The organism is Mesorhizobium waimense, assembly GCF_003601975.1.
Classification (GTDB): Bacteria; Pseudomonadota; Alphaproteobacteria; order Rhizobiales; family Rhizobiaceae; genus Mesorhizobium; species Mesorhizobium waimense.
Window position 1 is genome coordinate 150,361 of sequence record NZ_QZWZ01000013.1, and the last position, 26,504, is coordinate 176,864.

Annotated in this window: 24 protein-coding genes and 1 pseudogene; 11 read left to right on the top strand and 14 right to left on the bottom strand. The window is 60.9% G+C overall.

Annotated elements, in window-relative coordinates; all coding sequences use genetic code 11:
- Positions 1-14: 14 nt before the first annotated feature.
- Positions 15-1,247: a GNAT family N-acetyltransferase gene (locus tag D3227_RS18330; RefSeq protein ID WP_120015606.1), complete on the top strand. Its 1,233-nt coding sequence runs from the start codon at positions 15-17 to the stop codon at positions 1,245-1,247.
- Between the two features lie 82 nt (positions 1,248-1,329).
- Here D3227_RS18330 and D3227_RS18335 read toward each other — a convergent pair whose 3' ends face one another.
- Complete coding sequence (locus D3227_RS18335) at positions 1,330-3,501, bottom strand: GumC family protein (protein ID WP_120015608.1); 2,172 nt, start codon at positions 3,499-3,501, stop codon at positions 1,330-1,332.
- A 271-nt stretch (positions 3,502-3,772) separates the two neighbouring features.
- Between D3227_RS18335 and D3227_RS18340 the strand changes: the two genes are divergently transcribed.
- From D3227_RS18340 to D3227_RS18355, 4 genes are all read left to right on the top strand, one after another.
- Positions 3,773-4,336 (top strand): polysaccharide biosynthesis/export family protein, encoded by a 564-nt coding sequence (locus D3227_RS18340; RefSeq protein ID WP_120015610.1) that lies wholly within the window; start codon positions 3,773-3,775, stop codon positions 4,334-4,336.
- 8 nt (positions 4,337-4,344) lie between these two features.
- Positions 4,345-5,475, top strand: a complete 1,131-nt coding sequence (locus D3227_RS18345; protein ID WP_120015612.1) for a glycosyltransferase — start codon at positions 4,345-4,347, stop codon at positions 5,473-5,475.
- 207 nt (positions 5,476-5,682) lie between these two features.
- On the top strand, positions 5,683-7,218 hold the full coding sequence (locus D3227_RS18350; RefSeq protein WP_120015614.1) for an undecaprenyl-phosphate glucose phosphotransferase: 1,536 nt from the start codon (positions 5,683-5,685) through the stop codon (positions 7,216-7,218).
- The gene (locus tag D3227_RS18355; protein ID WP_120015616.1) at positions 7,215-8,486 is read left to right on the top strand and encodes an O-antigen ligase family protein; all 1,272 of its coding nucleotides are present in this window, start codon (positions 7,215-7,217) and stop codon (positions 8,484-8,486) included. The genes D3227_RS18350 and D3227_RS18355 overlap by 4 nt, the downstream gene beginning before the upstream one ends.
- A 102-nt stretch (positions 8,487-8,588) precedes the next feature.
- Here D3227_RS18355 and D3227_RS18360 read toward each other — a convergent pair whose 3' ends face one another.
- Positions 8,589-9,701: a tyrosine-type recombinase/integrase gene (locus tag D3227_RS18360; protein ID WP_120015618.1), complete on the bottom strand. Its 1,113-nt coding sequence runs from the start codon at positions 9,699-9,701 to the stop codon at positions 8,589-8,591.
- Positions 9,584-9,886, bottom strand: a complete 303-nt coding sequence (locus D3227_RS44330) for a helix-turn-helix domain-containing protein (RefSeq protein ID WP_425374522.1) — start codon at positions 9,884-9,886, stop codon at positions 9,584-9,586. Before D3227_RS44330 ends, D3227_RS18360 begins: the two co-directional genes overlap by 118 nt.
- Positions 9,887-10,120: 234 nt before the next feature.
- Between D3227_RS44330 and D3227_RS18370 the strand changes: the two genes are divergently transcribed.
- A complete protein-coding gene (locus D3227_RS18370; protein WP_120015713.1) occupies positions 10,121-10,576 on the top strand; it encodes a phasin in 456 nt (151 codons plus the stop codon).
- 377 nt (positions 10,577-10,953) lie between these two features.
- Here the strand turns inward: D3227_RS18370 and D3227_RS18380 are convergent, their stop codons facing one another.
- Positions 10,954-11,172 (bottom strand): hypothetical protein, encoded by a 219-nt coding sequence (locus D3227_RS18380; protein WP_147377623.1) that lies wholly within the window; start codon positions 11,170-11,172, stop codon positions 10,954-10,956.
- A 745-nt stretch (positions 11,173-11,917) separates the two neighbouring features.
- Here D3227_RS18380 and D3227_RS42195 point away from each other — a divergent pair.
- The gene (locus D3227_RS42195) at positions 11,918-12,055 is read left to right on the top strand and encodes a hypothetical protein (RefSeq protein ID WP_208646387.1); all 138 of its coding nucleotides are present in this window, start codon (positions 11,918-11,920) and stop codon (positions 12,053-12,055) included.
- Between the two features lie 145 nt (positions 12,056-12,200).
- Positions 12,201-12,839 (top strand): DUF1326 domain-containing protein, encoded by a 639-nt coding sequence (locus D3227_RS18390; RefSeq protein WP_120015624.1) that lies wholly within the window; start codon positions 12,201-12,203, stop codon positions 12,837-12,839.
- Positions 12,840-12,967: 128 nt separating this feature from the next.
- On the opposite strand, the gene D3227_RS42720 is transcribed toward D3227_RS18390, so the two are convergent.
- Positions 12,968-13,156 carry a hypothetical protein gene (locus D3227_RS42720; protein ID WP_245451790.1) on the bottom strand — a complete coding sequence of 63 codons (189 nt, stop codon included), beginning with the start codon at positions 13,154-13,156 and terminating at the stop codon, positions 12,968-12,970.
- A 122-nt stretch (positions 13,157-13,278) separates the two neighbouring features.
- On the opposite strand from D3227_RS42720, the pseudogene D3227_RS42725 reads away from it, so the two are divergent.
- Both D3227_RS42725 and D3227_RS18400 read left to right on the top strand, forming a co-directional pair.
- Positions 13,279-13,602: pseudogene (locus D3227_RS42725) on the top strand (DUF2182 domain-containing protein); the annotation flags it as partial.
- A gap of 155 nt (positions 13,603-13,757) precedes the next feature.
- Complete coding sequence (locus D3227_RS18400; RefSeq protein WP_120015626.1) at positions 13,758-15,203, top strand: adenylate/guanylate cyclase domain-containing protein; 1,446 nt, start codon at positions 13,758-13,760, stop codon at positions 15,201-15,203.
- A gap of 285 nt (positions 15,204-15,488) precedes the next feature.
- Here the strand turns inward: D3227_RS18400 and D3227_RS18405 are convergent, their stop codons facing one another.
- The 8 genes from D3227_RS18405 to D3227_RS41640 all read right to left on the bottom strand — a co-directional run bounded on the left by D3227_RS18405 (position 15,489) and on the right by D3227_RS41640 (position 24,516).
- A complete protein-coding gene (locus D3227_RS18405) occupies positions 15,489-17,255 on the bottom strand; it encodes a tetratricopeptide repeat protein (protein WP_120015628.1) in 1,767 nt (588 codons plus the stop codon).
- Between the two features lie 458 nt (positions 17,256-17,713).
- Complete coding sequence (locus tag D3227_RS41635; RefSeq protein WP_167480742.1) at positions 17,714-18,442, bottom strand: hypothetical protein; 729 nt, start codon at positions 18,440-18,442, stop codon at positions 17,714-17,716.
- A 418-nt stretch (positions 18,443-18,860) separates the two neighbouring features.
- Positions 18,861-20,075, bottom strand: a complete 1,215-nt coding sequence (locus D3227_RS18415) for a gluzincin family metallopeptidase (protein WP_208646388.1) — start codon at positions 20,073-20,075, stop codon at positions 18,861-18,863.
- A gap of 220 nt (positions 20,076-20,295) precedes the next feature.
- The gene (locus tag D3227_RS18420) at positions 20,296-21,627 is read right to left on the bottom strand and encodes a TfuA-like protein (RefSeq protein ID WP_120015631.1); all 1,332 of its coding nucleotides are present in this window, start codon (positions 21,625-21,627) and stop codon (positions 20,296-20,298) included.
- On the bottom strand, positions 21,624-22,838 hold the full coding sequence (locus D3227_RS18425) for a YcaO-like family protein (protein ID WP_208646389.1): 1,215 nt from the start codon (positions 22,836-22,838) through the stop codon (positions 21,624-21,626). Before D3227_RS18425 ends, D3227_RS18420 begins: the two co-directional genes overlap by 4 nt.
- Before the next feature lie 507 nt (positions 22,839-23,345).
- Positions 23,346-23,927 (bottom strand): hypothetical protein, encoded by a 582-nt coding sequence (locus tag D3227_RS18430; protein ID WP_147377625.1) that lies wholly within the window; start codon positions 23,925-23,927, stop codon positions 23,346-23,348.
- On the bottom strand, positions 23,924-24,292 hold the full coding sequence (locus D3227_RS18435; RefSeq protein WP_120015636.1) for a sunset domain-containing protein: 369 nt from the start codon (positions 24,290-24,292) through the stop codon (positions 23,924-23,926). The genes D3227_RS18430 and D3227_RS18435 overlap by 4 nt, the downstream gene beginning before the upstream one ends.
- Positions 24,293-24,345: 53 nt before the next feature.
- On the bottom strand, positions 24,346-24,516 hold the full coding sequence (locus D3227_RS41640; RefSeq protein WP_167480743.1) for a hypothetical protein: 171 nt from the start codon (positions 24,514-24,516) through the stop codon (positions 24,346-24,348).
- An 808-nt stretch (positions 24,517-25,324) separates the two neighbouring features.
- Between D3227_RS41640 and D3227_RS18440 the strand changes: the two genes are divergently transcribed.
- Entirely contained in the window at positions 25,325-25,507 is a 183-nt protein-coding gene (locus tag D3227_RS18440; protein WP_147377626.1) for a hypothetical protein, read from the top strand.
- Positions 25,508-25,686: 179 nt separating this feature from the next.
- Here the strand turns inward: D3227_RS18440 and D3227_RS41160 are convergent, their stop codons facing one another.
- Positions 25,687-26,166, bottom strand: a complete 480-nt coding sequence (locus tag D3227_RS41160; protein ID WP_147377627.1) for a hypothetical protein — start codon at positions 26,164-26,166, stop codon at positions 25,687-25,689.
- Between the last annotated feature and the right edge of the window lie 338 nt (positions 26,167-26,504).

Genomic DNA, 26,504 nt, shown 5'->3' on the forward strand with positions numbered 1-26,504 from the left:
TTAAGGATTGAGGTATGGTTGACGCCACCGCGTCATTTGACGGCAATCGGCTCGCCGCGAGCAAGGCATCGCCGCGCGCGTTGCCGGACAACCAGGCCAGCCTGTCGGTCGCCGTGGCCGACGGTACGGCACTTGCCACCTACGCGGAATTCTGCGGTTCGGCGCTGTTTGCGCCAGCGCAAAGCGCCACCTGGATCCGCAACTGGGCCAATGAGGTTCACGCCGACATTGTCGTAGCGACGCTGAGGTCCGAAGGCGAGCCGGTGCTTTCGCTGGCCCTCGAAATCGCCCGCCGTGGACCATTTCGCGTTGCCCGTTTCACCGGCGACCGCCATGCCAACGGCAATTTCGCCGCCGCCGCGCCAGGCTGGCTGCCAAGGGCCGACGCTTCAGCCATTCGCACGATGGTGAGGACAATCGCCAAAGCACGGCCCGACATCGACCTCATTGCGCTCGAACGGCTGCTGCCCGACCTTGACGGCGTTGCCAACCCATTCGCGGCGCTGCCTGGTTTTCCGAGCCCGAACCTGTCGCTCGCCGTCGATCTCGACGGTGGCTTCGATGCGCTGCTGTCGCGCGCGAGCGGCAAGCGCAAGCGCAAGAAGCACCGCTCGCAGATGCGCAAGTTCGAGGCCGTCGGCAGCCACCGCCGCATCGAGGCGAAGACGGCGCAAGAGGTGAACCGCCTGCTCGATGCCTTCTTCGAGATGAAGGAGTTCCGCTTCCGCAAGATGGGCATCGCCAATGTCTTCGGCGAGCCGCAGGTTCGCGCTTTCTTTCGCGCATTGTTCAGCGAAGCACTGGCGGAAGAAAAACCCTCCTTCGTGTTGCATGGGCTCGAGGTCGCCGGCAAGCTGCGAGCGGTCACCGGGTCGAGCCGCTCGGGCAAGCGGCTGATCTGCGAGTTCGGGGCGATCGCTGAGGACGACCTCGCCCACACCAGCCCCGGCGACTTCCTGTTCTTCGACAACATCCAGGAAGCCTGCGAGGCGGGCTTCGGCGCCTATGACTTCTCGGTCGGCGACGAGCCCTACAAGCGGCTCTGGTGCGATCTGGAAACCCAGCATTTCGAGGTCCTGTTGCCGCTGACGCTGAAGGGCCGCGCACTGGCGGTCGTGATGCGGCAGGGCGCGCGGGCGAAAGCCTTCATCAAGAACGGCCCACTCATCTGGAAGCTGACCAAGAAGCTCCGCCGCAAGGCGGCGGGCCAGGCGGCGCCTGCCGCCACCGGCGACGACGACAGCTGACGGACTGCCCTCACCCAATCTCTGCTTGGCAGGTTCTGTAGCGGCGAAGATCCTGCACCGTTACGCGGACTGATTCCACCACTCAAGCCGCCGAACGCCGTCCCGGCAGCGGTGTGCGCGGCGTCTCGTGGCCGATCGGCGTCACCAGCGTCAGTTCAGGATAACCGTTCTCGATCAGCTTGACCGCCGCCTGCGTCACCTCGTCGTCCGCCTCCAGCATAGAGAGGAAGACCTCCGTGGCCTCACCAACCAGCCTGCCGATGCCTTGCGCGTCGGCCGGTCCGCATTCGACCACGACGAGGTCGTAGGCGGTGGTCAGCGACTGCATGATGATCGGCAGCCGGTCGGCTGCCCGCATGGCGCGGGCCGGATCGGCGGTTCCGACAGGAATGACGTGGCAGTCGGAGTAGAGGTCGGCGTGGATGACGTCGCTGAACTGCGCTTCCGAGGCAAGCAGGTCGGTGATCCCGGGGAAAAGCCCGCTGTCCAGCATCGGCCGCGAGGCAGCACCCGAAGCGGTGAGATCGAGGAGCAGCACGCGCAGGCCGGCGTCGGAAACCTCGCGTGCCACCATCACCGCCGAGGCGGCGGCCTCGTCACCTTCCGGCGACACGAAGATGGCGCGCGCGACACCCGATGCGATCAGTTTTTCCGCAGCCTTGTCGACGTCGACCTCGCCAAGCGTCGAGCGGGCCGGTTCGGCCTCTTGCGCCGGCGCATCCGCTTCTGTCGCGGCGTCCGGTTCGGCTTGCGTTTGTTCAGCCGCGGACACCACAGCCCTCGTCTCGGCAACCAAAGGCTCCTGCCGGGCAATCGGCATCGCGACCTGTTCGATTCGCCCGAATTGGGCGCCGGTGGCCGGGCGCATGGCGCGGCCCGAAAACAGTTCGCCCAACAGCGTGGCGATCGCCATCAGCAGCAGCGAGCCGGCGAAGGCAGCGCTGACGATAGGCACGACCTTCGGGAAATACGGTTCCGACGGCACGACGGCGCGGGAAAAGACACGGGCGTCGACGGGCAGGTAGTTGCGATCGTTGCGCGAGGAGGCCTCGCGGTAGCGCGTCATATAGGATTCAAGCAGTTGGCGCTGGGCGTTCGCGTCGCGCTGCAGCGCATCCAGTTCGACCTGCTGCTCGCCGGCGCGGGCCGATGCGGCCTTCATCGTGTTGACGTCGGCGACGAGCTGGTTTTCGCGCGCCTGTGCCGTCTGCGCCTGCGTCATCAGCCCCTTCATGATCTTTTCCGCTTCGTTGCGGATCTGCCCGTCCATATCCGCAAGCTGCGACTTCAGCGCCCGGATGCGCGGATGGTTGCCGAGCAGCGTGGTGGAGAGGTCGGCGATGTTGGTCCTGAGCTCGACCTGCCGCTCGCGCAGGCGCTGGATCAGATCCGACGACAGCACTTCCGGCACGGCATCGAGCGAGCCGCCATTCTGCAGCGCCTTGCGCACGCCGTCGGCGGTCGCTTCCGCGGCAGCGCGGTTGGCGCGCACTTTCGACAGTTCACTCGACAGTTCGGAAAGCTGCTGGGTGGGCAGGACCGAATTGTTGCCGCCCATCAGCAGGTCGGACTGGGCGCGGAAGTCGGCGACCTTGGCCTCGGCGTCCTTGACGCGCTTCGATAGGTCGGCGATCTCGGGCGCCAGCCAGTCGGTCGCGGCTGCGTTTGATTCCTGCTTGGCATTGCCCTGGACGGATATGTAGGTGTCGGCGATGGCGTCCGGGATGTCGGCGGCGAGCTTGGGATCTTCCGACGAGAACTCGATGACGATAACGCGTGATTTTTCAACGCTGTAGACGTTGAGCTTCTCGCGCATCTTCTTCAGAACGCGCTCTTCCGGCGGAATCTCGTTGGGATCGCTTTTCAGGCCTACGATGACGAGCAGCCGGCCAAGTGCCGACATGTTGGCCGCTTCGTCGAACTCGGGTAGCCGCGACAGGCTCAGCTTGGAGGCCACCTGCTTGAGGATGTCCGTCGAGGAAATGACCTCGACCTGGCTGGCGACGCCCTCCTCGTCCAGAATCGGCTTGTCGTTGTCGGCGGTGCCGTCAGGCCGGGTGAAGACCGATTCGCGGGTTTCGATCAGCAGCTTGGTCTGCGCCTTATAATGCGGCGTGGCGAGCGAGGCGAAGGCGAACGCCAGGCCGGTGACGGCAAGGGCTACGACAAGAATGCGCACCCAATGCCTCGCCAGACTGGCGAAGAGCTGCCTGAGATCGACATCGACATCTGCGGCCGCGGACTGGACGGACATGCATTTCTGCTCCGGTACTTGAGTCCGCCGCACCGTAAACAACTATGGTAACTCAGCCGTTAAGATCGCGGTAAGCAACCGTTAGGGTTTACTGCCCTGCCACAAACAGAGGCTGTAGAAGCATATAAAAGGGTATGACCTTTGTCATTTGCCGCCGCTTTGGGTTGCAGCCCTTTACCGGCCATTAACCCTAACAGGATGATAACGGGTCCGTTCCCTGGGGTTTGCCGCAGCACTTGGCGGCCAGAGCGATGAAGGTTCGTATCGGGTCATGAAAAGCACTGCTTCCCTCTTTCGTGCTCTGCTTGCCGTATCGATGCTTGCCGGCTGCTCCAGCTACCGGCCGACGCCGGCGGCTTTCCATGAAGTGCTCGACCAGCCTTACCGACTCGGCGCCGGCGACCGTGTCCGCGTCACCGTGTTCGAGCAGGAAGGATTGACCAACACCTACAGCGTCGACCAGTCCGGCTACCTCTCCTTCCCGCTGGTCGGCTCGGTGCCGGCGCGCGGCCACACGGCCCAGCAGTTGGAGAAGGAAATCGCCGACAAACTGCGGCAAGGTTACCTGCGCGACCCCGACGTATCGGTAGAGATCGACCGCTACCGGCCGATCTTCGTGATGGGCGAAGTGGGCGCCGCCGGCCAATACTCCTATGTGCCGGGCCTTACCGTGCAGAAGGCCATCGCCATTGCCGGCGGCTTCACGCCGCGCGCCAACCAGGAGAGTGTCGACATCACCCGCGACATCAACGGCAAGGTGATGACCGGTCGGGTGGTCACCTCGGACCCGTTGCTGCCCGGCGACACCGTCTACGTCCGCGAACGCCTGTTCTGACAATCAACGTGGCGGACCGACTCAGGATCGTCCACTGCTTTCGCTCACCCGTCGGAGGGATATTCCGGCATGTGCGCGACCTGACCGAGGCACAGCTCACCGCCGGTCACTCCGTCGGCATTGTCTGCGATTCGACCACCGGCGGCGAGTTCGAGGAGCGCCTGTTCGCACAGATGAAGGACAGCCTGGCGCTCGGCATCCATCGCACGCCGATGCAGCGCCATGTCGGACCGGGCGATCTCGCCTCGGCCTGGCGCACCTACAGGATCATCAAGGAATTGCGGCCGGACGTGCTGCACGGGCACGGCGCCAAGGGAGGCACCTATGCCCGTCTGTTCGGCTCATTGTTGCGGGTTTCAAGGTCTCGCGTAGCCCGCCTTTATTCGCCGCATGGCGGCTCCCTCCACTATGACGAAACGACGGCCACCGGGAAGCTGTTCTTCGTCCTCGAGCGTTTCATGGGCTGCTTCACCGACTGCCTGCTGTTCGTCTCGGACTATGAGAGGCGGACCTACCGCAGGAAGGTCGGCGAACCGCCGATCCCGAACACACTGGTCTATAACGGCCTGCGCGCTGCCGAGTTCGAAATGGTGCCGACTGCGCCGGGCGCGGCCGATCTGCTCTATATCGGCATGATGCGCGACCTCAAAGGTCCCGACATCTTCATCGATGCGCTGGCGCTGGCCGGCGCCAGACTTGGCCGTCGCTTGAGCGCCGTGATGGTCGGCGACGGCGACGACCTGCCGCGCTACCATGCGCAGGTGAAGCGGCTTGGGCTCGACGGCCATGTCCGCTTCCTGCCGCCCATGCCGGCCAGGAATGCCTTTGCGCTGGCGGATTTGATCGTCGTGCCCTCGCGTGCCGAGGCGATGCCCTACATCGTGCTGGAGACACTGGCCGCCGGCAAGCCGATGATCGCCACCGCCGTCGGCGGCATACCCGAAATCTTCGGCGAAACCTCCCCTGCCCTGATCCGCCCCGACCCGAAACAGCTCGGCGATAAGGTGAGCGAGGCGCTGGCCGACCCCGGCGCCTACAGAAGCCTGATGCCGTCGACCACCGATCTGAAGGCGCGATTCGGCGCCGACGTCATGGCCGCCGAGATCGAGAAGGCCTATTTCGCCGCGCTGCGGCGGTAGAGCCTGTTCCATCCCGATGAATCGGGATGGGGCTCTATCTTTTGTTTGAGCATGATCTTTTCCGAAAACCGGATTCCACTTTTCGGGAACATGCTCCTTGTCGATTCTTGCGCCGGTCAACCGCAGACCGCTTCAAAGCCACCCGTTGTTTCAAGGGTTTCTTAGCTCTCTTTTGCTATTCACCTGAGGGAAGCTGCGGACAATCCCATGAACGAAATTGATCCCGCGCGCCGCTTTTCCCTGGATGCGGTGCGCAATTTCGACGGTCCGGCCGCGAGCGAGGCAGCTGGCGGCATGAATGAGGTCGCGCGCCAAGTCGCCTCGCAATACCGGCGCGATACGATGTCGCCGATCATGGTCAGCGGCGTGCTGCGCATGGTCGAATTCGCGCTGCTGTTCTTGTCGGGCCTCTGCCTCTATTTCCATTATGTCGGCTTCTTCAACTATCTCCCCTGGCAGTACCCGCTGGCGATCGCCTCGGCCTCGTTCCTCGCGGTGGTGCTGCTCGACGTCTCCGACTGCTACCAGATATCGGCGCTGATGCGGCCGATCGCCAATTTCGGCCGCATGCTGCTGGTCTGGGCCGGCGCCTTCGCGCTGATGGCGCTGACCGCCTTCGCCATGAAGATGTCGGAAGATTATTCGCGCCTGCTGTTCGGCACCTGGTTCGTCGTCGGCTTCCTGCTGCTGTTCGGCCTGAGGCTGGTGATGTCGAAGCTGATCCGGCGCTGGGCACGCGACGGGCGTATGGAACGCCGCGCCGTCATCGTCGGCGGCGGCAAGGCAGCCGAGGTGCTGATCCGCTCGGTCGAGAAGCAGCCCTACAACGACATCCGCATCTGCGGCATCTTCGACGATCGCAGCGACAAGCGTTCGCCGCCCATCGTTGCCGGCTACCCCAAGCTCGGCACGATTTCCGAGCTGATCGAGTTCGCCCGCATCGCCCGCATCGACATGCTGATCGTGTCGCTGCCGCTGACCGCCGAATCGCGGGTGCTGCAGCTGTTGAAGAAGCTGTGGGTGCTGCCGGTGGACATCCGGCTATCAGCGCATTCGAACGCACTGCAGTTTCGCCCGCGCGCCTATTCCTACATCGGCTCGGTGCCGATGCTCGACATCTTCGACAAGCCGATCAACGACTGGGATTCGGTTGCCAAGCGCGCCTTCGACATCATCTTCTCGATCATCGGCATCATCGTCTTCTCGCCGGTCATGCTGGTGACGGCGATCGCCATCAAGCTCGACAGCAAGGGGCCGGTGCTGTTCAAGCAGAAACGGCATGGCTTCAATAACGAGACCATCGAGGTCTACAAGTTCCGATCGATGTACACCGACCGGTCGGACCCGACGGCCAAGCAGACGGTGACGAAGAACGATCCGCGCGTCACCCGTGTCGGCCGCTTCATCCGCAAGACCTCGATCGACGAACTGCCGCAGTTCTTCAACTCGCTGTTCGGCTCGCTGTCGCTGATCGGCCCGCGTCCGCACGCCATCGCCGCCCAGTCGCACAACCTCCTCTACAATGAGGTGGTCGACGGCTATTTCGCCCGCCACAAGGTCAAGCCCGGCGTAACCGGCTGGGCGCAGATCAACGGTTGGCGCGGCGAGATGGACACCAACGAGAAGATTCGCATGCGGACCGAATACGACCTCTATTACATCGAGAACTGGTCGCTGCTGTTCGACTTGCGGATCCTGTTCCTGACGCCGGCGCGACTGCTCAACACGGAAAACGCCTATTGAGCGCCGTTTCCCATGAGCTTCCGCCGGGCGCGGTAAACGCCAAGCTGATCGCGCTGATTGCGTCCAGCGCGGTCTTCTTCGGCATTTTTCTATCCGGTTTCGTCATCGACGAGCCGGCGCCCTACGATCTATTCATGGTCGGGCTGATCGCGGTGTGGGCGCTGTTCGGCCTGCGCATTTCGCGCGCGGCAACGCCGCTGCTGGTGCTGCTGGTGACGATGAACATCGGCGGCATGATTGCGATGACGCAGATGTCGGACCTGGCCAACACGCCGCTCTATCTTGCCGTCTCGATGTTCCTCGCCTTCACCGCGGTGTTCTTCGCCTCGGTGACCGCAGTCCAGCCCAGTCTCTACCGGCTGATCTTCATCGCCTATGTCGTGTCGGCGGTGCTGACCTCGCTGCTCGGCATCGCCGGCTATTTCCACGCCTTCCCCGGCGCGGAGATCTTCACAAAATACGATCGCGCCGCCGGCGCCTTCCAGGATCCGAACGTGTTCGGACCGTTCCTTGTGCTGCCCGGCATCTACCTGTTCTATCTCCTGCTGACGGGATCGATCGCGCGCATGCCGCTGCTGGCGGTGCCGCTGCTGATCATCACCGCCGGCATCTTCTTCTCCTTCTCGCGCGGCGCCTGGGGCATGTTCGCCGTTTCGGCAGTGCTGCTCACCGGCTCCCTGTTCCTGCAAAGCGCCAGCGGCAGGTTCCGGCTGCGGGTCGTGGTCATGACCATTGCGGCAGTCGCGCTGCTGGTGATCGCGATGATCATCATCCTGCAACTGCCGGGCGTGGCGGAGATGTTTTCCAGCCGCGCTCAGCTGGAACAGAGCTACGATACAGCCCGCCTCGGCCGATTCGCGCGTTATGCGATCGGCTTCCAGATGGCGCTGGAGCATCCGTTCGGCATCGGCCCGCTGGTCTTCGGCACGATCTTCGGCGAGGACACGCACGATATCTGGCTGAAGATGCTGATGGACTATGGCTGGCTGGGCTTCGTGTCGTTCCTGGCGCTGACCTTGTGGACCATCGCTGCCGGCTTCCGCATCCTACTGCGCGACCGCCCTTGGCAGCCTTATCTGCTTTGCGCCTATGTCGCCTTCATCGGCAACATCGGTTTGGGCACCTTCATCGACATCGACCACTGGCGCCACGTCTATCTGCTGCTCGGCATGATCTGGGGTGCGATTGCACTGGAATACCGGCACCAGAAGGAGTTGCGGCTGGCGCCGGCGCCTGCCGCGGCAGTGCCGATTTCATCGATAAGATAGCCGCCGAATTCGGTTGACCCGCACCGGGTTATCACGATACATCGCGACCCGGTCCGGAGTGTAGCGCAGCCCGGTAGCGCACTTGACTGGGGTCAAGGTTGCTCAGGCCGATTTCTTCTTATCTTTCAAGTCTGTAGAAGCGTCTTCTCCGGCCCCGGTGTGACTTCCGGTGTGATTTGCTGCTTCCATGGCAACGCGCATGTCTTCGATCATCGCATGAGCGTATTTCGCCGTGGTGGCGATGTCTTCGTGGCCCAGCATCCTCTGCACGATCTTCATGTTACCGGTGCGCAATGTCCGCGTTGCCGCGGTGTGCCGTGTGTCGTGGAAGCGGAAGTTCTCCACGCCTGATTTGTCGCGGTAGCGTCGCCAGGCCGTCTTGAAGCCTTCCATCGTGATCGGGTATCGCGCCCCCCGCACGAGCTTACGGCGCTTGTTCGTCCTCCGAGCAACGTAGGTGAACACGGAAGTCGGATGATGGCCCTTCAGGACCCACAGGAGCGCGTGCACAGCCTCTGTCATTGGGAGGATCCTCGTCTTGTCGCCTTTACCGGTGACCGTGATTGTCCTGCCGAAAAAGTCGACGCGGGACCAAGTCAAATCGACGATTTCCATGCGACGGCATCCGGTCAACAGAGCGAAGCTAACGGCCGGCGCGTAGTCATCTCGCATCGCATTGAGCAGACGCCTCTCTTCGTCCTGGCTGGCTTCGCGCACGCGTTCTTTTGGTTCTTTGAGTAGATGCCTACTCCAGTCGATATCACCGACGGGAACTTTCCAGGTCTTCTTTGCACGCGTCATGATCCCGCGGAGAGGCACCGCCGCCGTGCGGTTGACGGTGGCATTGCTGACGCCATCGCCACGGCGCCGTGACACCATCGCAGCGATCATTGAATCCGTGATTTGGTCGAGCGTGATGTGCTTTCCAAAATGGTCGAGAATCCAGCCAATAAAGCGATAATAGTTGACCGAGTTTGCCAGGTGCTGGCCCACTTCCAGCCAATAGCGGGAGGCGGCTATCTCGAGCGTCATGGGTCCTTCGGCAGTGAAGCTGGCAGCCGTCTTGAGCTTGTCCAGAGCTTCCTGTCGCTTCTGCTCTAGGATGCGCTCTGCCTGGCGCTTGTTGCTCGTGCCCGTGGGGCCGGAAAATCGACCACCGCGAAGCTTGAAGTCATAGGTGTATTCTGGTTTGCCGTGTTTTCGGTATACCGGCATGCCTTTTGGCTCCGTTTTTCAATGAACTCTGCGAGATCTTCTTGTTTGTAGCGACGGATCGGCCTCTTGCCCTCAAGGCCTATGTTCACCCAGCGCAACGCACCTTCATTCGTCAGTTCAAGCAAGTGCTTGGGAGTGACGGCGAGAAGTTCAGCAGCTTGGACGGGAGTGAGCAGGCTCGACATTTTCGGCGTTATAGCGGTCGGCCGGCCGCTCGACTTCACGAATTGTTACGCTCGTCAATGCCATGCAATGCGGCTTTGGCGAGCTAGGCCTGCGAACGTTTTCGCAATGGGCGGGAAAAAGTTCATGGTGCAGCGCAACAAATATGTTGCATTGCACACAAACTTCCGTTAGGTAATGCTAATACAAATGCGAAGGCTTCTAAAAAGCTGCCCCCCAAACGAAGGATGGAAACGATGTCCAAGACCACTGAAAAGACCGCCGAATTTATCGACAACGCCGCTTTTGATGCATCCAAGGCTATTGAGCAGGCTAGTGCATTTGCCGAAAAGGGCGTCGAGCAGTCGAAAGAAGTCCTCGCCAAATTCCAGGCGGGATCCGAGACGACCCAGAAGGCGCTCGAGTCGAGCTTCCAGACCGCCAAAGCCGTTTCCAGCGATTTGTCGCTGAAAACAATTGCCGCTATGCGCGCTAATGTCGACGCTAGCTTCTCGCACTTTGAAGCCCTGATTGCCGTTAAGTCGCCCTCCGAATTTGCCGAACTGCAGACCGCCTTCGTCCGCAAGCAGGTCGAAAGTGCCGTCGAGCAAGCCAAGGACTTCCAGGCCGCCACGACCAAGGCTTTCGAGGATGTTTCAAAGCCGATCAAGTCCGCCTTCGAGAAGGCGATGAAGGAAATCAAGGTCGCCTAGCTTATTCTTGGGGGCGGGTAGAAAGCCAGGCGGGGTTGTCACGGCTCTCCATCGGGGAGAGCCGTGGCCACCTATGCACTTGGCCTCCGATGGCGCCGAATGGTTTGCAGGACCGGCGCGATATCCTTGCCGCGAAGATTCCAGAGGGTGACGCATTCAATTCAGCCAAGCGCTTCCCTTCAAGGAAGGTGCAGGCTGTGGCTATGAATCGAACTCCAACCGCTCATGCTCGGGATTTTGATGCCAGATCACCTGCCGTAGGTCGCGTCGGTCGACAAGCTGCCCGCAGTTCCGGCACACATAGAAATGATCGAGCTCGGCGGCCGGCTCCCTGCCACGCCTGCCGAGATTCGGCGGGCCGAGTTCGGACAGCTTAGTCATTTTGCAAAGTCGACGGTCTGCGGGTCTTCGTCGACGCTGAATTCGTGGGCGCTCCCACCTTCATCGATCACCCGGAACCAGTGCTGCTGCAACGTCCTCGGAGAGATAGCCTTACCGGTAATCGATTCGACCGCTGCGAGAGCATCACTGGCGTCCGCATCCCGCGACGTGACAACCTCTTCACCATACATTTCCTCAACATGATAGCGCGCCATGGCTGTCTACTCTACCTCGTATTCCTCATCCCCCGACGGCGAACAGAACCGAGAACACGCGCGAATGTTCCGGCTTGCCTTTAGCAATGGCTAACGGAACGGAAACGGCTCCTCCGCTATTGAATCAGATTCGAGTTTTTTGGCGGGGGGTTCAAATGCGTAATCGTGCCGGTGGGGTCGGCTGGAGTTCATTGAGCCGTTGATGCCAACCCTGGTGGATAAGACACAGTCATCGGTCGCGCCCCACGTCTCGTTGTTTTCGATGGTGTAGCAGGATGATGGAACCGCTGGGTATCTTCACCGTTCTCTCGAAATGACCGTCCCGCGCCTTTTCCCATAACGCCGGATCTATCTCGCAACCCCAGGTCCGACACTCGAGCCGCGTCGACGCGGCCTCGGTTTCCTCGGCCTGTCGCAGAACTGGCCAGGCCTGCTGATGATGGGGATCGGCCTCATCCTGCTGTTGTCGGTGGCAGTCCTTTAAGGGCGGCCTAACCTTTGGGAGGCAACCAAATGGCCAAATTCAAGGAAGCACTTGAGCGCGGAAAGGAAGCTCGCCGTCAGCAGGAGGAGCATCCCCGCAATGAGAAGGCGGAGCAAAGTGCCCCTATGACTGACTTCGGCGCGCAAGCCAGGGCCTGGCTAAACGACGTCGTGGGCAAGCCTCGACGTCGAGGGCTTCCGAAAAGCCGCGCTGATCAAGACCGGCGACCGGACCTTCTGTGTCGTCGGTGAATGGAACGACATGGACAGCCTCGCAGCGGCGCGGCCGCAGATGATTGGCCTTGTGGATACGATGCGCGACATGCTTGAGGATCTCGGCGGCGACCTCGGCGTCACCGATCCTGTCTCCGGAACGGTCGTCGCCGACATCGGGACCTGAAGTGGCCCAGCTGCGGGCTTGGTGTGCACCGCTCGACCACTAGTGTGGGGGCCCCGTCCATCAAAATCAGCGAGCGACGCACGAACTACTGGAGTGCGCTCAGCCTTCGACGTATAAATGGCCCTAAATTTCGGGGAGGAAGGCCATGAATGCAGTGCCTCAATGGCGGCTCGCAGGCGACTGGTTCGACATCTGCAGCTGCGACATCCCTTGCCCTTGCGAGTTCGCCCAGCGGCCAACTGGCAATCACTGCCAGGGCGTGCTCGCCTGGCATGTGCGCGAGGGTCAGTATGGCGACGTGAAGCTCGACGGCCTGACGCTGGTGGCGCTCGGCGAGTTCGAAGGCAATCTATGGGCCGGCGAGGCAAAGGCCGTGATGGGCATGTATCTCGACGAGAAGGCGAATGAGCCGCAGCGCGAAGCCCTGCAGTTGATCTTCGGCGGCCACGCCGGCGGCTGGCCGGCGGGCTTTGCCGCTAATATCGGCGAGATGCGTGGCATGGAGTTCGTTCCGATCTCTTTCGAGGTGGCGGGCGACCTGGCCACTTGGCGGGTCGATATTCCTGGCCTCGTCGTTGGGCGCGCGGAAGCGCTTTCCGGTCCCACCACACCACCCGGCAAGCGGGTGCAGACGATCAACCCACCGGGCTCGGAGGTCGGCCCGGGCCAGGTTGCCACCTGGGGGCGTTCTGTCGAGGTGAGCACCAAAGGCTTCGGGCTCGACTGGACTGGCACGGCCCGCTCGAGCAAGCACATTCCGTTCGACTGGACCGGCCCGAACTAGGGCATGACAAGGGCTGACGCGTTCCTCAGGAAATCGCGGCGGTTCACCCGGAATCTGCGCGGCATCCCGCTCGGTCTACTCGCATCGCTCGTCGGGCTGACAGCAGCGGCGTGGGCGCTCACCCTCTATCAGACCTTCAGCATGGATATGCCCATGGGCATTGCCGTGCGCGGCGGTATGGAGGGTATGGAAGGCATGGCCGGCATGGCGATGGCCGGAATTGCCGCCGACGGCTGGTCAGTTGCCGGCGCGGCCGCCTTTCTCGCTGTGTGGACCGTGATGATGGCGGCCATGATGCTGCCAGCTGCGGCGCCCATGATCTTTATGTTCGCGGCGGCGCAGGCGAGGCGCGAACAACACGTGGCCATCCCAGCGTTCGAAATGGGCACCGCTCGCGCTCGGTGCCACGCTTGGCGTCGCCGGGCTCTACCAATTCACGACCTTCAAGCACATTTGCCTCAGCCATTGCCGTTCGCCGCTTGCTTTCGTTGCGCAGCACTGGCGCGACGGGCGTGTTGGCGCGCTCAAGATGGGGCTGCGCCACGGCCTCTATTGCTTTGGCTGCTGCTGGGCGCTTTTTGCTGTGCTGGTCGCGACCGGCGTCATGAGCGTCGCCTGGATGCTGCTTTTGACGCTGGTCGTCTTCGTCGAGAAGCTGCTGCCCCGTGGCCGCCGCTTCGAAGGTAGTTTTGGCCTTGCACTAGTGGCCCTCGGGATCGTTGTATCGCTCGGGGCGATCGATATGCCTTGGATGGGCGGCTAGCGGCATTCGCTTCCATTCCTGCCAAACCGCGCCCAGCGTTTCGGCGCGTCTGCTCCAGTGCGCCGCGTGCCGACAAAGGAAATTCAATCCATTCGCATGGCGCTGGTTTTTTAGTAGGCTGTCACGAGGCAAGGCGGCAAGGTTTAGGATCCGGCGTGACGGTAGTCGACGATCGTCTTCTCGAAAGCAAGATGACCAAGGTGGAGCAGGCGCGAGCCTGGAGCCCACGCGTCATCTCGAAATTCGAGACGCTGATCAGGAGCGCCGACGACCACTCACTCTATCGCGTCAATCCGCTGACGTTTGCTCGCGACCGCGCAATCGCCGAGCCTGAAGCAATCGACCTCTTCCTTCATGCCGCCCGCTGTGGCTTGTTCGACATGAGCTGGGATGTGCTTTGTCCCCAGTCCGGGATGGTGCTCGATAGTTTCGGCGCCCTGCGCACGCTGAAGACCCACTACGTCTGTGGCCTGTGCGACGTATCGGGCGACACCGACCTCGACGACTTCATCGAGGTCACCTTCTCGGTATCGCCGAAATTACGGCGCCTGCCTTACCACGATCCCGAGACACTCCCTGTTGAGGATTTTCACTGGAAGCTCCACTTCGGACATGACGGGCGGTTACCGGGGCAAGACGTTCGCTTTCTTGACGTTCTGCGCGGCTTCGTTCGGGGCATGACGTTTCTGCCACCCGGCACCACCGCAGTGCTCCGCGCCGACCTGGGACCGGGGGCCCTTTCGGGCGTCAACGTCCAGACGCAGGCCGCATTCGCCGTGCCAATATCAGGCGATCCGGTGTTGGCACCGACAGTTCTAAAGGTCGATTTTGACGGCAAACGCTTCTTGCCGACGTTGCCCGCTGTGCCACCTGGTCCGATCGTCATCGAGGTAGCGAATAGGGGGCCAGTGCGAGGTTCGTTGCTTGTCATCAACTGGCCGCCCGAGCTTGTCGCGCTGACTACCAAGCCGGCGCTCGATTTCGACCCTTATGTTTCCGGTGGAGCGCTGCTTGCGCGGCAAACCTTCCGCCAGCTCTTCCGGTCCGAACGTGTCGACGAGAAGGAGGGGCTCGGCATCCGGCAGATCACCTTCCTGTTCACGGACCTCAAAGGTTCGACCGCCATGTATGAGCGCCTGGGCGACCTCAACGCCTATGCTTTGGTCCGCGAGCATTTCGCTCTGGTCAACGCGGCGGTTCGGCAACATTCCGGAGCGGTGGTCAAGACGATTGGGGATGCGGTGATGGCTGTATTCTCGCAGCCGTCGGATGCGGTTTCGGCTGCACTCCACATCTTTGAAGAAATCGATCGCTTCAACGGCGACCATGACGGCCCGGGGATCATCCTCAAGATCGGTGCCCACTGTGGACCGTCGATCGCCGTGACGCTCAACGACAACCTCGACTATTTCGGCCAGACCGTGAATGTCGCCGCGCGCGTGCAATCCTTGGCAGAAGCCGGACAGGTCTGCATTTCCGAGGCGCTCCATTCCGCACCCGGGGTTAGCGAAATGCTTGCTGGCCATCGTGTCGTGGCTTTTGACGTGCCTCTTCGAGGTGTAGAAGGTGATGCAACTGTCTATCGCATTATGCGGGGATAGGCACGATTGCGCGCCAACGCCATTTCGCACCGCCTAGAACCGGAACTTAGTGCGTCCGCCAAGGTCTTGAGCAATTCAACGGATAGGCTGGTGCGCGAGGATTGAACTCTCGATCAGTCCAATTATTTCAATGACTTACTGATCATTTTGTAACCGTGTGACGGACCACAGAATGAGCAGCAAATGGGCTACTGGGCCGCGGGCAGCTTAGTGCATTGGTGCCACAACCGCGTATCGCACGCATTCGCTGAAACCGTGACCTTCTCCAGGCTCCCTGTGACGGTGCTACCTTAACCCGGCTTTGCGCAGGCCTTCGATAAGTAGTTCAGTGTCCTCCGGATACTTGTGCGGAGGAACCTTGCGCCACTGCGCGGTTGTGAAGTTTGGGTGCACCTCCAATAGCGCTTGGGCATGCTTGTCCGCTTCCCGTGCGTTCCCGAGATAGGCATAGCTCGCTGCCATAAGCCGATGGCCCTCGGAGTCGTCCCGCATCTTTTGCAACGTCTCGATCGTTTTTTCATATTCGCCGAGCTGAAAATAGGCATCGCCGAGATACCAGAGATAGGAATCCGGATAATAAGGGTTGAGCCGCATCGCCTTCTCTAGCAGCCCCACAGACCGCTCCGCTTGACGAACGTAGACCAGGCAGTCGCCCATCTCGGCTAGCAAGTCGGCGTCATTGGGATTGAGCTGCAGAGCACGTTCGTAGGCGGCGATGGCTGGATCGTGCTCCTTCTTGTAGAGGCGGGCCAGGCCCATTTCGGAATAACCGCGTGCGTCGAGGTCGTCATGCTGGACGGCCAGATTCGCCAGGTTTAACGCCTCGTTCAACGCGCCTTCCGGATCGTTGGTCCACGCATAACGCCATTCAACATTGAACGTCCGCGACATGGCCGCATAGCTGCGCGCATAGTGCGGATCGAGATCCCGCGCCTGTCTATAAAGTCGCCTGGCATGCCAGTTGCTCTCCGGGCGGAAGCGGAAACTAAGATCCTGTCCTCGCAAGATCAGTCCATAGGCATCGACGTTGGGGTGGTTCTGAGCCGAAAGGCGGCGCTTTTCCGCCATGTCTATCTGGACGGCCAGGCGCGAGGCTGTGGTAGCAGTCACGTCGTCCTGGAAGGCAAATATGTCCTCGATCCCGCCATCGTAGCGTTCGGACCACATCGTATTCTCGGTCCGCGCCTCGATCAGGTCGACGGCGATCCGCAGCTTGTTTCCAACGCGCCTAAAGCATCCAGACAGAACGTATCGAACGCCGAGTTTATTGGCGATCTCGCGCAGCGACCGCGTCTGGGCGGTCGCTGCAAAGGTCGAATGACGAGCAATCACCATCAGGTTGCGGAAGCGGCACAGATCGGAAATCAAGTCAGCAACAACGCCCTGGCACAGATGGAGGTCTGCAGGATCGCCCGAGACGTTCTCGAACGGCAGGACGGCGAGCGAACTGTCCGGGACGGAACGCTGGGGTGCCGGGGCAAACGGCAGCGCCGACACTTTGGGCTCGGCATGAGTCCGACCGAAGTCTACGGCTAGGACTTCGACCTCGTCAGCTATGTTCTTCAGCTTCTGCTTTCCGAGCGACCGGAACGAGCATTCCGGCTCATTGCGCACGAACTGGTGAACCGATTCGGTAATACATATGCCGCCAGGCGACGCCAGCGCCTGAATGCGTGCGGCCATGTTGATGCCATGACCGTAGACGCCACTGTCGCCGACGATCGCGTCGCCTATGGTGATGCCGATCCGGTAGGCGATAGGCTCCTGGCCACCCGACCACACTGCGGCGTTCGACATCTCCCTCTGCATTTCGACGGCAAAATCCAGGGCTACGGTCGCGCTTGGAAACAGGGCGACCAGTCCGTCGCCCGCGGTATCGACAACCGACCCGCCATAGTCGCCGACGAGGCTGCTGATGAGACTCTGAGAGCGTATCAAACGGACGACCGTCCCCTCTTCGTCATTATCCACCAGCCGGCTGTAGCCGTGGACGTCTGCGTAGAGGATCGCTGACAGCTTGCGATTGAGTTTCTCGGTTCGCGCGAGGACCATGGCCCCCTTTCACCCCATTGTTCGCAGCCGCAATACAACCCGCCGTGCGATCCAGCATAGCACACAAATGGCCGCTCATGCAGAAGCCGGCGAGTTGGAATGAGGCGGAATGCCGGGCGGCGGTGCGCCGTTCCTTCGAGGCTGAAACTCTAGCATCATCATTCTCGACGGGCGCGACATAGGCTGGATCGAGGTCACCCGGGGCGCGACACCGCCTACAATCGCGCGCAGGTGCCGTTGCTGGACGATTATTGCGGGCTCGGCATCGGCACGCGGCTGATCAGGGGCCTGCTCGACACGGCGGCGCGAGGAGAAGACGGTCTCGCTGTCGGTTACTCGCTTCCGTGCGATCAGTCTCTAGGAGCGGTTCGGCTTCCGCATCATCGATCCCAAGCGTCGCCAATCCTCAGCATGGTGGGGCGAGCGCAAGCCCGCGTCAGGGACGCATTCCTTTCCGGTCAGTCGCCGTTGCCGCCGCGGGCGCTCATGCCGCGCGCGCTCATTCCCCTTGCACTCATGCCGCGCGCGCTCATCCCCCGCGCACTCATCCCGCGCGCGCTCATGCCGGCCGCATCCATGCCGCCGGGCCCGCCGCCGGGCCCCCCGCCGAACATCGCCGCAAGCAGCACATCCTCGAACATGCCTGTCTCGACATCCATGCGGATCGTGTAGTCGGCCTTGTCGTAGGACCAGACGCGCAGCCCATCGGAGAATTCGAAGTCGGCTGCGGCGAAGCCTGTAAGTCCAGTCGGACTAGGCGAACGGGCAGGGCTGAACTTACCAAGTTCCTCAGCGACAAGCTCCCCATCTCCGTGCACAAGGAACAGAATAGGTCTCCCAAGATCGTAGTAATTTCCCTCAAAACTAAAACCATATATTCTTGCGAACCTGCCACCCAGCAACTGATCCTCAAGGAAGCGATTCGGTCCGGCTCGGTTTCCAGCGCCTGGACGACGCCCGAGGAATTCGAATCCCTCCTCGAGTTTCATAAAATATCCGACATATCTATTCCCGCCGGCCACTCGTATTATCGCACCGGTAGCAGTGTCACCCTTGGTCCACGCCACAGCCGGGCCTGCGCCGTTTACGGTATAAATCTCATTCTGGTCTGAAATTTTTTGCTTCCAGACAACAACTAGGTTCGCATTGACTACGTTTACGCCATTCACATTCTTATTGTCGGACAATGTCGGTATATTTCTCGCCGACGCTACTTGAGCTACAATAGGAGCCAGAAGTGGATTTACCAATTGTAGGTCGATTACAGTATGCCCAAATAAGTTTATACCTGAGACGCTAAGAAGACTTTCTACCATCGACATTCTCCTCCATTATTAAAGAAGTCCTCAAAGAATACGCTATAAAATGCACAACGTATCACGAACTACCCTTTGAACTTTTGGATCGACGTGCAACTTCTATTCCATGGATCACAACATATTTTCGATCGTTTTCACGCCATATTACGCTTATTAACTTGCCAACATCTGCCGGTATGCTGTTAACGTGCGTTTGCAATAATTCTATGCTATCCATAATTTCTGTCACGACGTATTGCATAAGATATTCCTCCTTTGTTCGACTCAAAGAACGCAGATCCTGTTTCTAGCCAGGTTGTTTCGCGCCCTCGTATGTCTCGCAATACGATAGCCGCCTTGCACAACAAGCGTCCTGACGTGCCGGCACAAACACCCTCGGCAGATCGAAGTGGCTCTTCGGCCCGGGCGGCTTGAGTCTCGGCCCCGCGCTTGCAAAACCGATGGCTCGGCGTCCGAGATTTACATCGAGAATCCTGCGCCAGCGTCCGCCGGTCACTATGCGGTCGACGGCGCGCAGCGTGTTGCCGACGGCCGCATAGCTCAGATCGTCAGGTTCGAGCCGGCGCCAAGTTTCGGCGAGCAGCATGCCGAGTTCGTCGCGCGAGGCGACCAGCGCCTCGCGAAAATCTGCCGGCGCTGCGGCATAGGCCTCGTCGAAGATCGGCTGAATGATGCGGAAATAGTCTGGGCTGTCCTCGAGCCTGTCGGAAAGGTCTTCCTGTCCTTGGCTGATCAGCCCGCGCGCGACGAGCTCCTCGTGGAACAGGTCGACGAAGACGTCGAACATCGCGCCGGTGAGCGGCTGGGCGAGCGCGTGCTCGTCGTGCCAGCCGCGCACAAAATCGAGCATGGACAGGGGGTTGGCGGCGAGCCTAATCTGGTCGTTGCTGGACAATTCGGCGATGCGGTTGACGAGATTGCGGGTGTAGAGATTTCCGTGGCTGGTCTCCAGCAGCTCGTCGATGACAGAATCGAAATGCAGGGCGGCGATCAGCGCGGTCAGGTCGGCGGCGGATTCATGGAAGCCGTAATATTCGGCGGACGCCGTTCCCGGATCGGGCACGCCGATGACCGAATAGATGATGCAGTGCCCGACCTCGTGCGCGATGACGTCGAAGTTCAGGCTGAAGGGCTCGATGCCGCCGTCCTCGCTCTCATGGATGCCGACCTCCAGGAAGCCGTAGCCCATGAAGGCGTTTTCCAGAAGATTGCGCTGGATGACCAGCTCCAGCCGGTCGAAGTCGCGCCGGAAATGCCAGGCGATCGGATGGCCGAAATATTTCTCCCATACGTCGAGCGTGCAGCGCACCGAGCCGAACAGATGAGCAGCCTCGAACTCAGGATCTTCCGGCGCGATGTGGTCGAAATGTCCCTCGCGATTGGGAAGCGCAGGCGGAAAGATATCGCCCCGCCACGGCGGCAGCAGATAGAGCGGGTCGCCGCGCAGATTTTCCACTAGTCCGTAAGCAAGCGGCTTGCCGATGGGATCGACGACATACATGCGATCATTACCAGGCCCTGGGCCTATAGTCCCGGCAGGCGACGATACGATAACAGTTTCAGGTTCGCGGAAAGGCGTAAGAAACGGCGCCTGGGCAAACAGCCTGAAGCGCGTTCCGTTTTTGACTACGCAGCCTTCCCCTCTAAATGCCATGCTCGTCCCACCTACGGACAGAGGCATCCACATTTTATTGGCCGCAGCATCACCGGCCGCGGCAAAGTCATGCTAACGAACTTTCGCCCGCGGCGCCAGAGTCATTCCCTAACGCGCGTTGGGTTGTGAAAGTATAGTCACGGGCCAAAAGCTCGTAGAACTTGTCCACGCCGACAAGCCCGATAGAGGCGGCATGGTCGGCAAGGTCTTCAGGAACGGCCTGGCCGAGGCATTTCTCGAAATACCAAACTGCCAACAGGGCACGCGGCACCGGCGCAGATGTCGACGCCGATCGCCGCCTGGCCAGAGCCTGCTCACGGTAGCCGCTGTAGAGATCGAGTTCGCGCAGCCGGTCCAGCATACCCTGATGAAGGGCGACATCGCGATCTCGTGCCAGCGCCTCGATACGGGCGTTGTCCTCCAGAATAAGCTCCACTCCCGCGAGGTCCGTGCCGTTCTCTCCTGCCCAGCGGATTACGTCAGTTTGCCGCATGAACCCGCGCCGCGAGCGGAACTCACGGGTCGCGCGCTTTACGGCTTGGCGATCGGGCGCTGCATCGCCGTCACTCCGTGCCAGCAGTCGAAGCAGGGCATCGCGACGCACTTGCGCGTAGTCGCCCCGCAACCGAAGTTCGTCCAGGATGGCTTCCGCTTCGACCGTGGTCGCTTCGTCGTTCCTCAGCGTTTCGCTGCGCCAGTGTGCGTTGTGCCAGTTCTCGGTCCACTCGAAATGGAATGTCGGTGGCTCGGGTTTCGCGCCGCTACGGATGAACGCGTCCATCTGGCTCAACAGTTCGAGCGCGTCGTCGCGCTTACGATCAACCTTTCCCGTTCGCAACCACTCGGAAAGCGCCTGCATCTGCTCTGGATCGCCAATATCCTCCAGCAGACCGCGCCAGGTTCTCAATTGATAAAAGCGCGCTTTCGCACCGGCGGCGAGACGTATTCCGGTGGCTTGGTCGATGATTCGTCCTTCGACCGCCTTTTCGAGCGTCGCGCGAATGTTGACCATCGGTTCGCTGAGGCGGATGTAACCGGTTTCTGGGGGGCCATGGATGAGCGCCACCTCATCGTCATCGGTGAGCTCGCCGTCCCGATACGCTTCGAAGATGCGGCCGACCCCGCGCATGCCGAAAGAATGGAGCTCCGCGGCCCGCAGCGCCCCCATGCTGGATGCGCCGAACACGGCGATCCTGTGTGCAAGCGCCCATAGTATTTCCTTATGCAGCACCGCCGCCTGTCCGTCGAAATAGCCGTCGATGATGCCAATGGCTCTGGGACTCCGGCAGGCTGCTGCATAGAACTCGCCCTGACGCACCGGCGGCCTGAACTCGAAGCCGTCATAACCTGCTACATCTTCTGTTCTCACACTGGGGCCGCAGAAGACGACCGCGTTCACAGAGCGGCTCCCAGGGTGCGGCGGGCCCGTTCGCCCGGCACGTAGCCGCCGTGATCGTCCGGTCCTTCGAGGCCGGGTATCACCACTTTGACAACCGGCAAGCCGATGTCCTCCTTACTGAGGTCGACGGCGACAACCTCCGTGACTCTCGCCGCTTGCAACCTATTGATCAACCAACCCAAATTCGACACTATCCCGACATTTTCAGCGGCGGCAATCCGCCTGTCAGGAGAATGCTCGGATAAAAGTCTTTCAGCGAGCCGGTGGCGGTTCTCCCGATACGCTTCGCGATATTCCTCGGGCTGCAGATCGTCGCGCGCCCCGGAAACGTAGGTCGTTCGAACCTGCGCGGCCTCGATTAGCGCCTTGAGCAATGCGATTTCCGGCACCGGATGCGCTGCAGCGCCGATGCCGTGATGGCTCTTTCGATCGCGTTGATCGGCGATCAGGCAAAAGAACGCTGGCACACCGATGTCCGAAGTCGTTTCCCACCCCGCTACGCGGAAGTCGGCGCGTTTCAGTTTTTCAAGCACGTCTCGGCAAGGACCGTCCGGCGCGCTGCCAAGATCGACCCCGGTGCTCCTTCGTTGGGCAGACGGCAGGCGGTTCCAAAGGGCGGTCGCATCGCGTTCGACAACCTCGCAAATTGCGTGATGGATCGCCTCGTCGTAGCTGCCGCCCGAGGCTAGCCCATTGCTGCTGCAATCAAAATAGCCGCTTCCCGGCGGCGCAGGCACCGTGAAGTTTGCACGGACGCACTCGAACGGCAGCCACCTGCCTTCGTGCGAAATCAAATCCGTGCCCTCTATCCAAAGCGTCACGAGATCGCGGGTAAACTGTTCGCCGGCAACTCGCGGCAGACGATCAATTTCAGCAAAGCTGTGTGAATGCGAGAGTTCCGCCATGCTGCCGAGCTTTAGTGGAAGCTCTATGTGTTCGGCGTGGTAAAGTTCCACACTTTCCATCAACCCGGACGCGATCGCGGCATCCATGTCGGTGCCCTTGCCTTGCGATACCGCAAGCGACCGGGCATTCGGCCGGCACACCATCACCACAGGTATGCCAATACGATCGAGCCCGGTCAGGTTGGCGACCCGAGTAATCCCCATACGGGCCCAATGCGGTTTTACCCGCGCAATAGCTTTGCCTGCATCTCCTCCATATTGAGGAGTCTTTGATGAAACTAAAGGCGCGCCATCCACGGCTGACACTTCGAGCTCTGACCTAACCACCACGAACATCGTGTGCTTAGGAGGCAGCCTAACGACTTTAATAGGTTCGTAACAGGGAGATTCACAGGCAACGCGGGTCGGCCCAAAGGAGGCAAGCATTGATCAACAGAGAACCGATTTGGTGGGATAGATACGCGCTATGCCCCTTTCCGTCCAGGTGGGTCCGGCAGAGAAAGCGTCCTCGTATTAGCTTGGGCTTGCGGTGGTCCCGAATACCAACAATTGATAATGTGGCTACACCGAGCAATTCGAAAGAGCCGAACTTTGAGCCGGCGCCGATAGCTTCCGGTGGGAGATCCACCAGCAGGTCTGCACGCCGAGAACGGCGATGTGAGCGCCGAGGCAATTATTGTGCTAGAATATTGGCGGCGCGAAACACCGTTGCGGGAGTGGCAGCGGTTACCAGAATTTGAGATCGAGCTGATCGATTGAGGGACTTCCCGCCGATCTCCGGCGAGCCCGGGGACGACCTGCGGCCAACCACCTCTACCGATCCACACTGATAAACCGCGGGCAGCCGGTCACTGCATAACTTGGCCTCGCGAACGTCACTGTTGCAGTGAAATAGTGACACACGACCCCGTCAGTCGCTTTCTCTTGGTGATAGAGAACCCCTGTCGACGTGGCGAGCATCGCGCCAACGACCACGTCGGATGAGACCGCCGTCGCCAACAGGATCAGCGCGCACGCCTCGATCGCTCTATGCGACCAAGGCGCAGGCGGCGGCGGTGCGTTTGCGGCGATCCTGGCAGCCATTTCTCGGGCTCGCTGTTCCTCTGCGTGAGCAGCAATTCGGGCTTCGCGCGCGTCCCTCAACTCCTGAGCATAACGCTGCCTGGAATGCGCAGTGGCCACCTGTGAATTGGCATCCAGCCATACCTTGAGTAAGTCAGGTCGAATGCGCACCCGTTGGCATCCATACCCCCCACCCCACTTGCGCTCTTTCATCGATGCCTCAAAAAGCTTGGCCCACGCTTCCCAAGTCAGGGGCATGTCATCGGCGCCGGGAAGTTGCCGGATGATGGGATAGTCCTTTGGCGTGTAGACCGGCATTGCCACAACTTTCAACGCTTTGCTCTCCGCCAGCCAGCAGCGCGCGCCTCGGCTTCGCTGCAGAACCAGCGTTCGCCATACTGAGGGCTGATCTTGGTCTCCCAATAATGTTCCTGGCCGGGGACATGGTAGATCCGCTCCCCGGTGTTGATGCTGATATTGCCCTTGATCTCGCAACCGCCCGCGCTGCCGAGCCATGCCTTGGGCACGCTGGCGACGCTTTCGAGGCTGCTTGGGCTGACAGTGAAAAAGGCAGCGAGGGGAACCATCACCAACGGGAATATATATCGCAGGCGCCACGAACTCCGCCGTCGCTTCCCGAGATGCTTCCGCCAACGGTCAGCCTGATTGGCACCTTGATGACGCTGGACTTTGCCCACGCCCCTTCTCCCCGAAGGGAGAATGCTTCCAACTCGCGGAAGAGTCCAGAAGCCTAGCCGGACCGTGGCGCCAACTCACAGCAGCGGAACTGCTCGCCGTTCCTGCTTTTCGCCTTGCGACGTTCGACCTCGCGCCACGCTTCATGCTCGGAACGAGCGGCGACGGTGCCAATCTCGGGATCGAACACGATGATTGTTCCTTCATGCGTCCAAATAGCGATCATGCGCGCCCCCCGGCGCTGGATCTCAGTCGATGAAAGATGCTCTCCGGCCAGATGGTCCCGCAAGCTGGACCCAAGGCCCCCCGGCGACGTGGCCACTTGGGCATGCCGATTGGACTTCGGTCGCACGATCGATTGGGACTGCGGGGGTGATCGAGCATCGCACAGGGCCAAAGGTGCCCCTTATTGGGTCAATGCGTGTGGCACCGCAATTGGCGAGGCGTCGTATTTTTTGATGTGGCACTACATCATATACGGTGGATAATACCACTCGAGAGCTTTGGCTTCCTCTTCGGGTGTCATCGGACGGGACTCCCATGAGTCCGTTCGCGCGATGTAGCGTCGCCAAACGGGCCTGCCCGCTTGCGTTGATGTCTTCATGCCAGCCAGTAAAACCCAACAGGGCAACAGCACTTGCCGGATCAATCGAAGCCGCCTTGCTGCGGCGCTTTGGGTCGCCCTGAGGCTTATGCCCAGAATGTGTCCCAGGCGTAGAGGTCGTAGATATACTCCCGGCCGTCCATCGCCTTGCCGCCAGTCTCGCACGCTAGTGAGCCTGCCTGAAGCCGCGGTTCTATTAGGCGCCGCTCAGAATGTCCCAAACAGCGGATTTTGCTCATACGGTGCCGCTGCCTGTAGAGATTCTATCGCGGCTTTCTGGCCTTCAAGACCGATCCCACGTCGGCCAGGCGGCATTGAGCGTGATGAATGCGCCGCCCATAGTGGCCGTGCTCAGCCACAGCCGCTAGCAATATCCGCCGCATGGCCAACCTGCTGCAGGTCTTGGGGCTACGGCAGCGCCATGGAGAGCGTGGACCGCACCAGGATGAGCCGCGCGCTCTACCTGTCTGTCCAGAGGATGCTGGCTGCCGGCGCCATCTCGAAGGGAGCAGCCGCCAGCGCAATCGCCTCAACAGCCGAAGGCTACTCCTTCCCGACAAATCTCGATCGCGATCGCGTTTCGGCGGGTTGGCGCCGGGAAACCGCCATCTAGGCACTGTTCCATCGTGCTATCGACGCCGGCCTGACACCGGAAGACTTCGGCTAGGCGCTAGACGAACAGGCCGCCAAGAAGCTCACATGAGATTGGCGGGCGCCGTGCTTAACAGAAGCGAAGAGGCACGCACCAGCTGGGCCTATCGCAATGAAGGAAGGGCCCGAATTGCGGACGACCTAGACGCGGATGCGCTGCCTTAATCTCGCATGAAGCTGCACGGCTGGCTCATGCTCAAGTTCGACTACCACAGCGAAGCGCTGGCTGACTTCCTGCTCCTCCGCCCAGCCTCCCGCGCAACGCACCACCAGATAATACTCGTCACCATAAGCTGCGGTGTCCTGCACGAAGTTCTTAACTGCAGTTTGAAGCGTAAGACCGTCGCGGCTCTTCGGCCCAGGTTTCATGTCGCATTGAAATTTCGAAGCAATGCCCGGCGGGTCTCCTTCGTTCGCCGCCCGCGCGCGGAAATGAGCAAACACTTCTTGAGAGGGGCAGCCGCGCAAGAGCCGGAAGTTCATCTTTGTCCCAATGTATTCAGCTCGTGTGCGACGGACCGGCGGATCGAAGGCAAGAGATACTCGGATTGTGCGCCTGCCTTTGCTCTGAAACTCTCGCGGTATCGGCACCCGGTAAACGGCGAAATGATTTATCGCCAAGGTGTCTTCCGTGTAGAGCACTACGCGATGATCATCGGAATAGGCAGCGCGACCCCAATCGACTTGGCCGTTTCCGCATAGCCGCCATGAAGACACCGCGGACTCCATCAGGCAGCGACGAGTGGAGCTGGACAAAGAGGAAGCCCACGAGAACGAAAGATGGGAGCGGGAGCAGCAGGAGCACGACGACGCGATGAAGGAGGCAAAGGCGTAGGCTGCGAGCAACGGCGTCGTCCGATCGACGGCATCGGATCGTGTGCGCGCACCTTAACCGCCCGCTACATCACCATGCCGGAACAGACCTCGACGAACTCCCGCTCCACAGCGCCGCTCGCCAT

Bases quoted from the DNA above. Each gene is read 5' to 3' on its own strand.
- D3227_RS42720 (WP_245451790.1), bottom strand. From the start codon at position 13,156: ATGGGCGCCGCAGCTGGCAGCATCATGGCCGCCATCATCACGGTCCAC.
- D3227_RS18350 (WP_120015614.1), top strand. From the start codon at position 5,683: ATGAACGAAATTGATCCCGCGCGCCGCTTTTCCCTGGATGCGGTGCGC.
- D3227_RS18390 (WP_120015624.1), top strand. From the start codon at position 12,201: ATGAATGCAGTGCCTCAATGGCGGCTCGCAGGCGACTGGTTCGACATC.
- D3227_RS41640 (WP_167480743.1), bottom strand. From the start codon at position 24,516: ATGATCGCTATTTGGACGCATGAAGGAACAATCATCGTGTTCGATCCC.
- D3227_RS18330 (WP_120015606.1), top strand. From the start codon at position 15: ATGGTTGACGCCACCGCGTCATTTGACGGCAATCGGCTCGCCGCGAGC.
- D3227_RS18360 (WP_120015618.1), bottom strand. From the start codon at position 9,701: ATGCCGGTATACCGAAAACACGGCAAACCAGAATACACCTATGACTTC.
- D3227_RS18335 (WP_120015608.1), bottom strand. From the start codon at position 3,501: ATGTCCGTCCAGTCCGCGGCCGCAGATGTCGATGTCGATCTCAGGCAG.
- D3227_RS18415 (WP_208646388.1), bottom strand. From the start codon at position 20,075: ATGTATGTCGTCGATCCCATCGGCAAGCCGCTTGCTTACGGACTAGTG.
- D3227_RS18380 (WP_147377623.1), bottom strand. From the start codon at position 11,172: ATGGCGCGCTATCATGTTGAGGAAATGTATGGTGAAGAGGTTGTCACG.
- D3227_RS18340 (WP_120015610.1), top strand. From the start codon at position 3,773: ATGAAAAGCACTGCTTCCCTCTTTCGTGCTCTGCTTGCCGTATCGATG.
- D3227_RS18370 (WP_120015713.1), top strand. From the start codon at position 10,121: ATGTCCAAGACCACTGAAAAGACCGCCGAATTTATCGACAACGCCGCT.
- D3227_RS18405 (WP_120015628.1), bottom strand. From the start codon at position 17,255: ATGGTCCTCGCGCGAACCGAGAAACTCAATCGCAAGCTGTCAGCGATC.
- D3227_RS44330 (WP_425374522.1), bottom strand. From the start codon at position 9,886: ATGTCGAGCCTGCTCACTCCCGTCCAAGCTGCTGAACTTCTCGCCGTC.
- D3227_RS42195 (WP_208646387.1), top strand. From the start codon at position 11,918: ATGGACAGCCTCGCAGCGGCGCGGCCGCAGATGATTGGCCTTGTGGAT.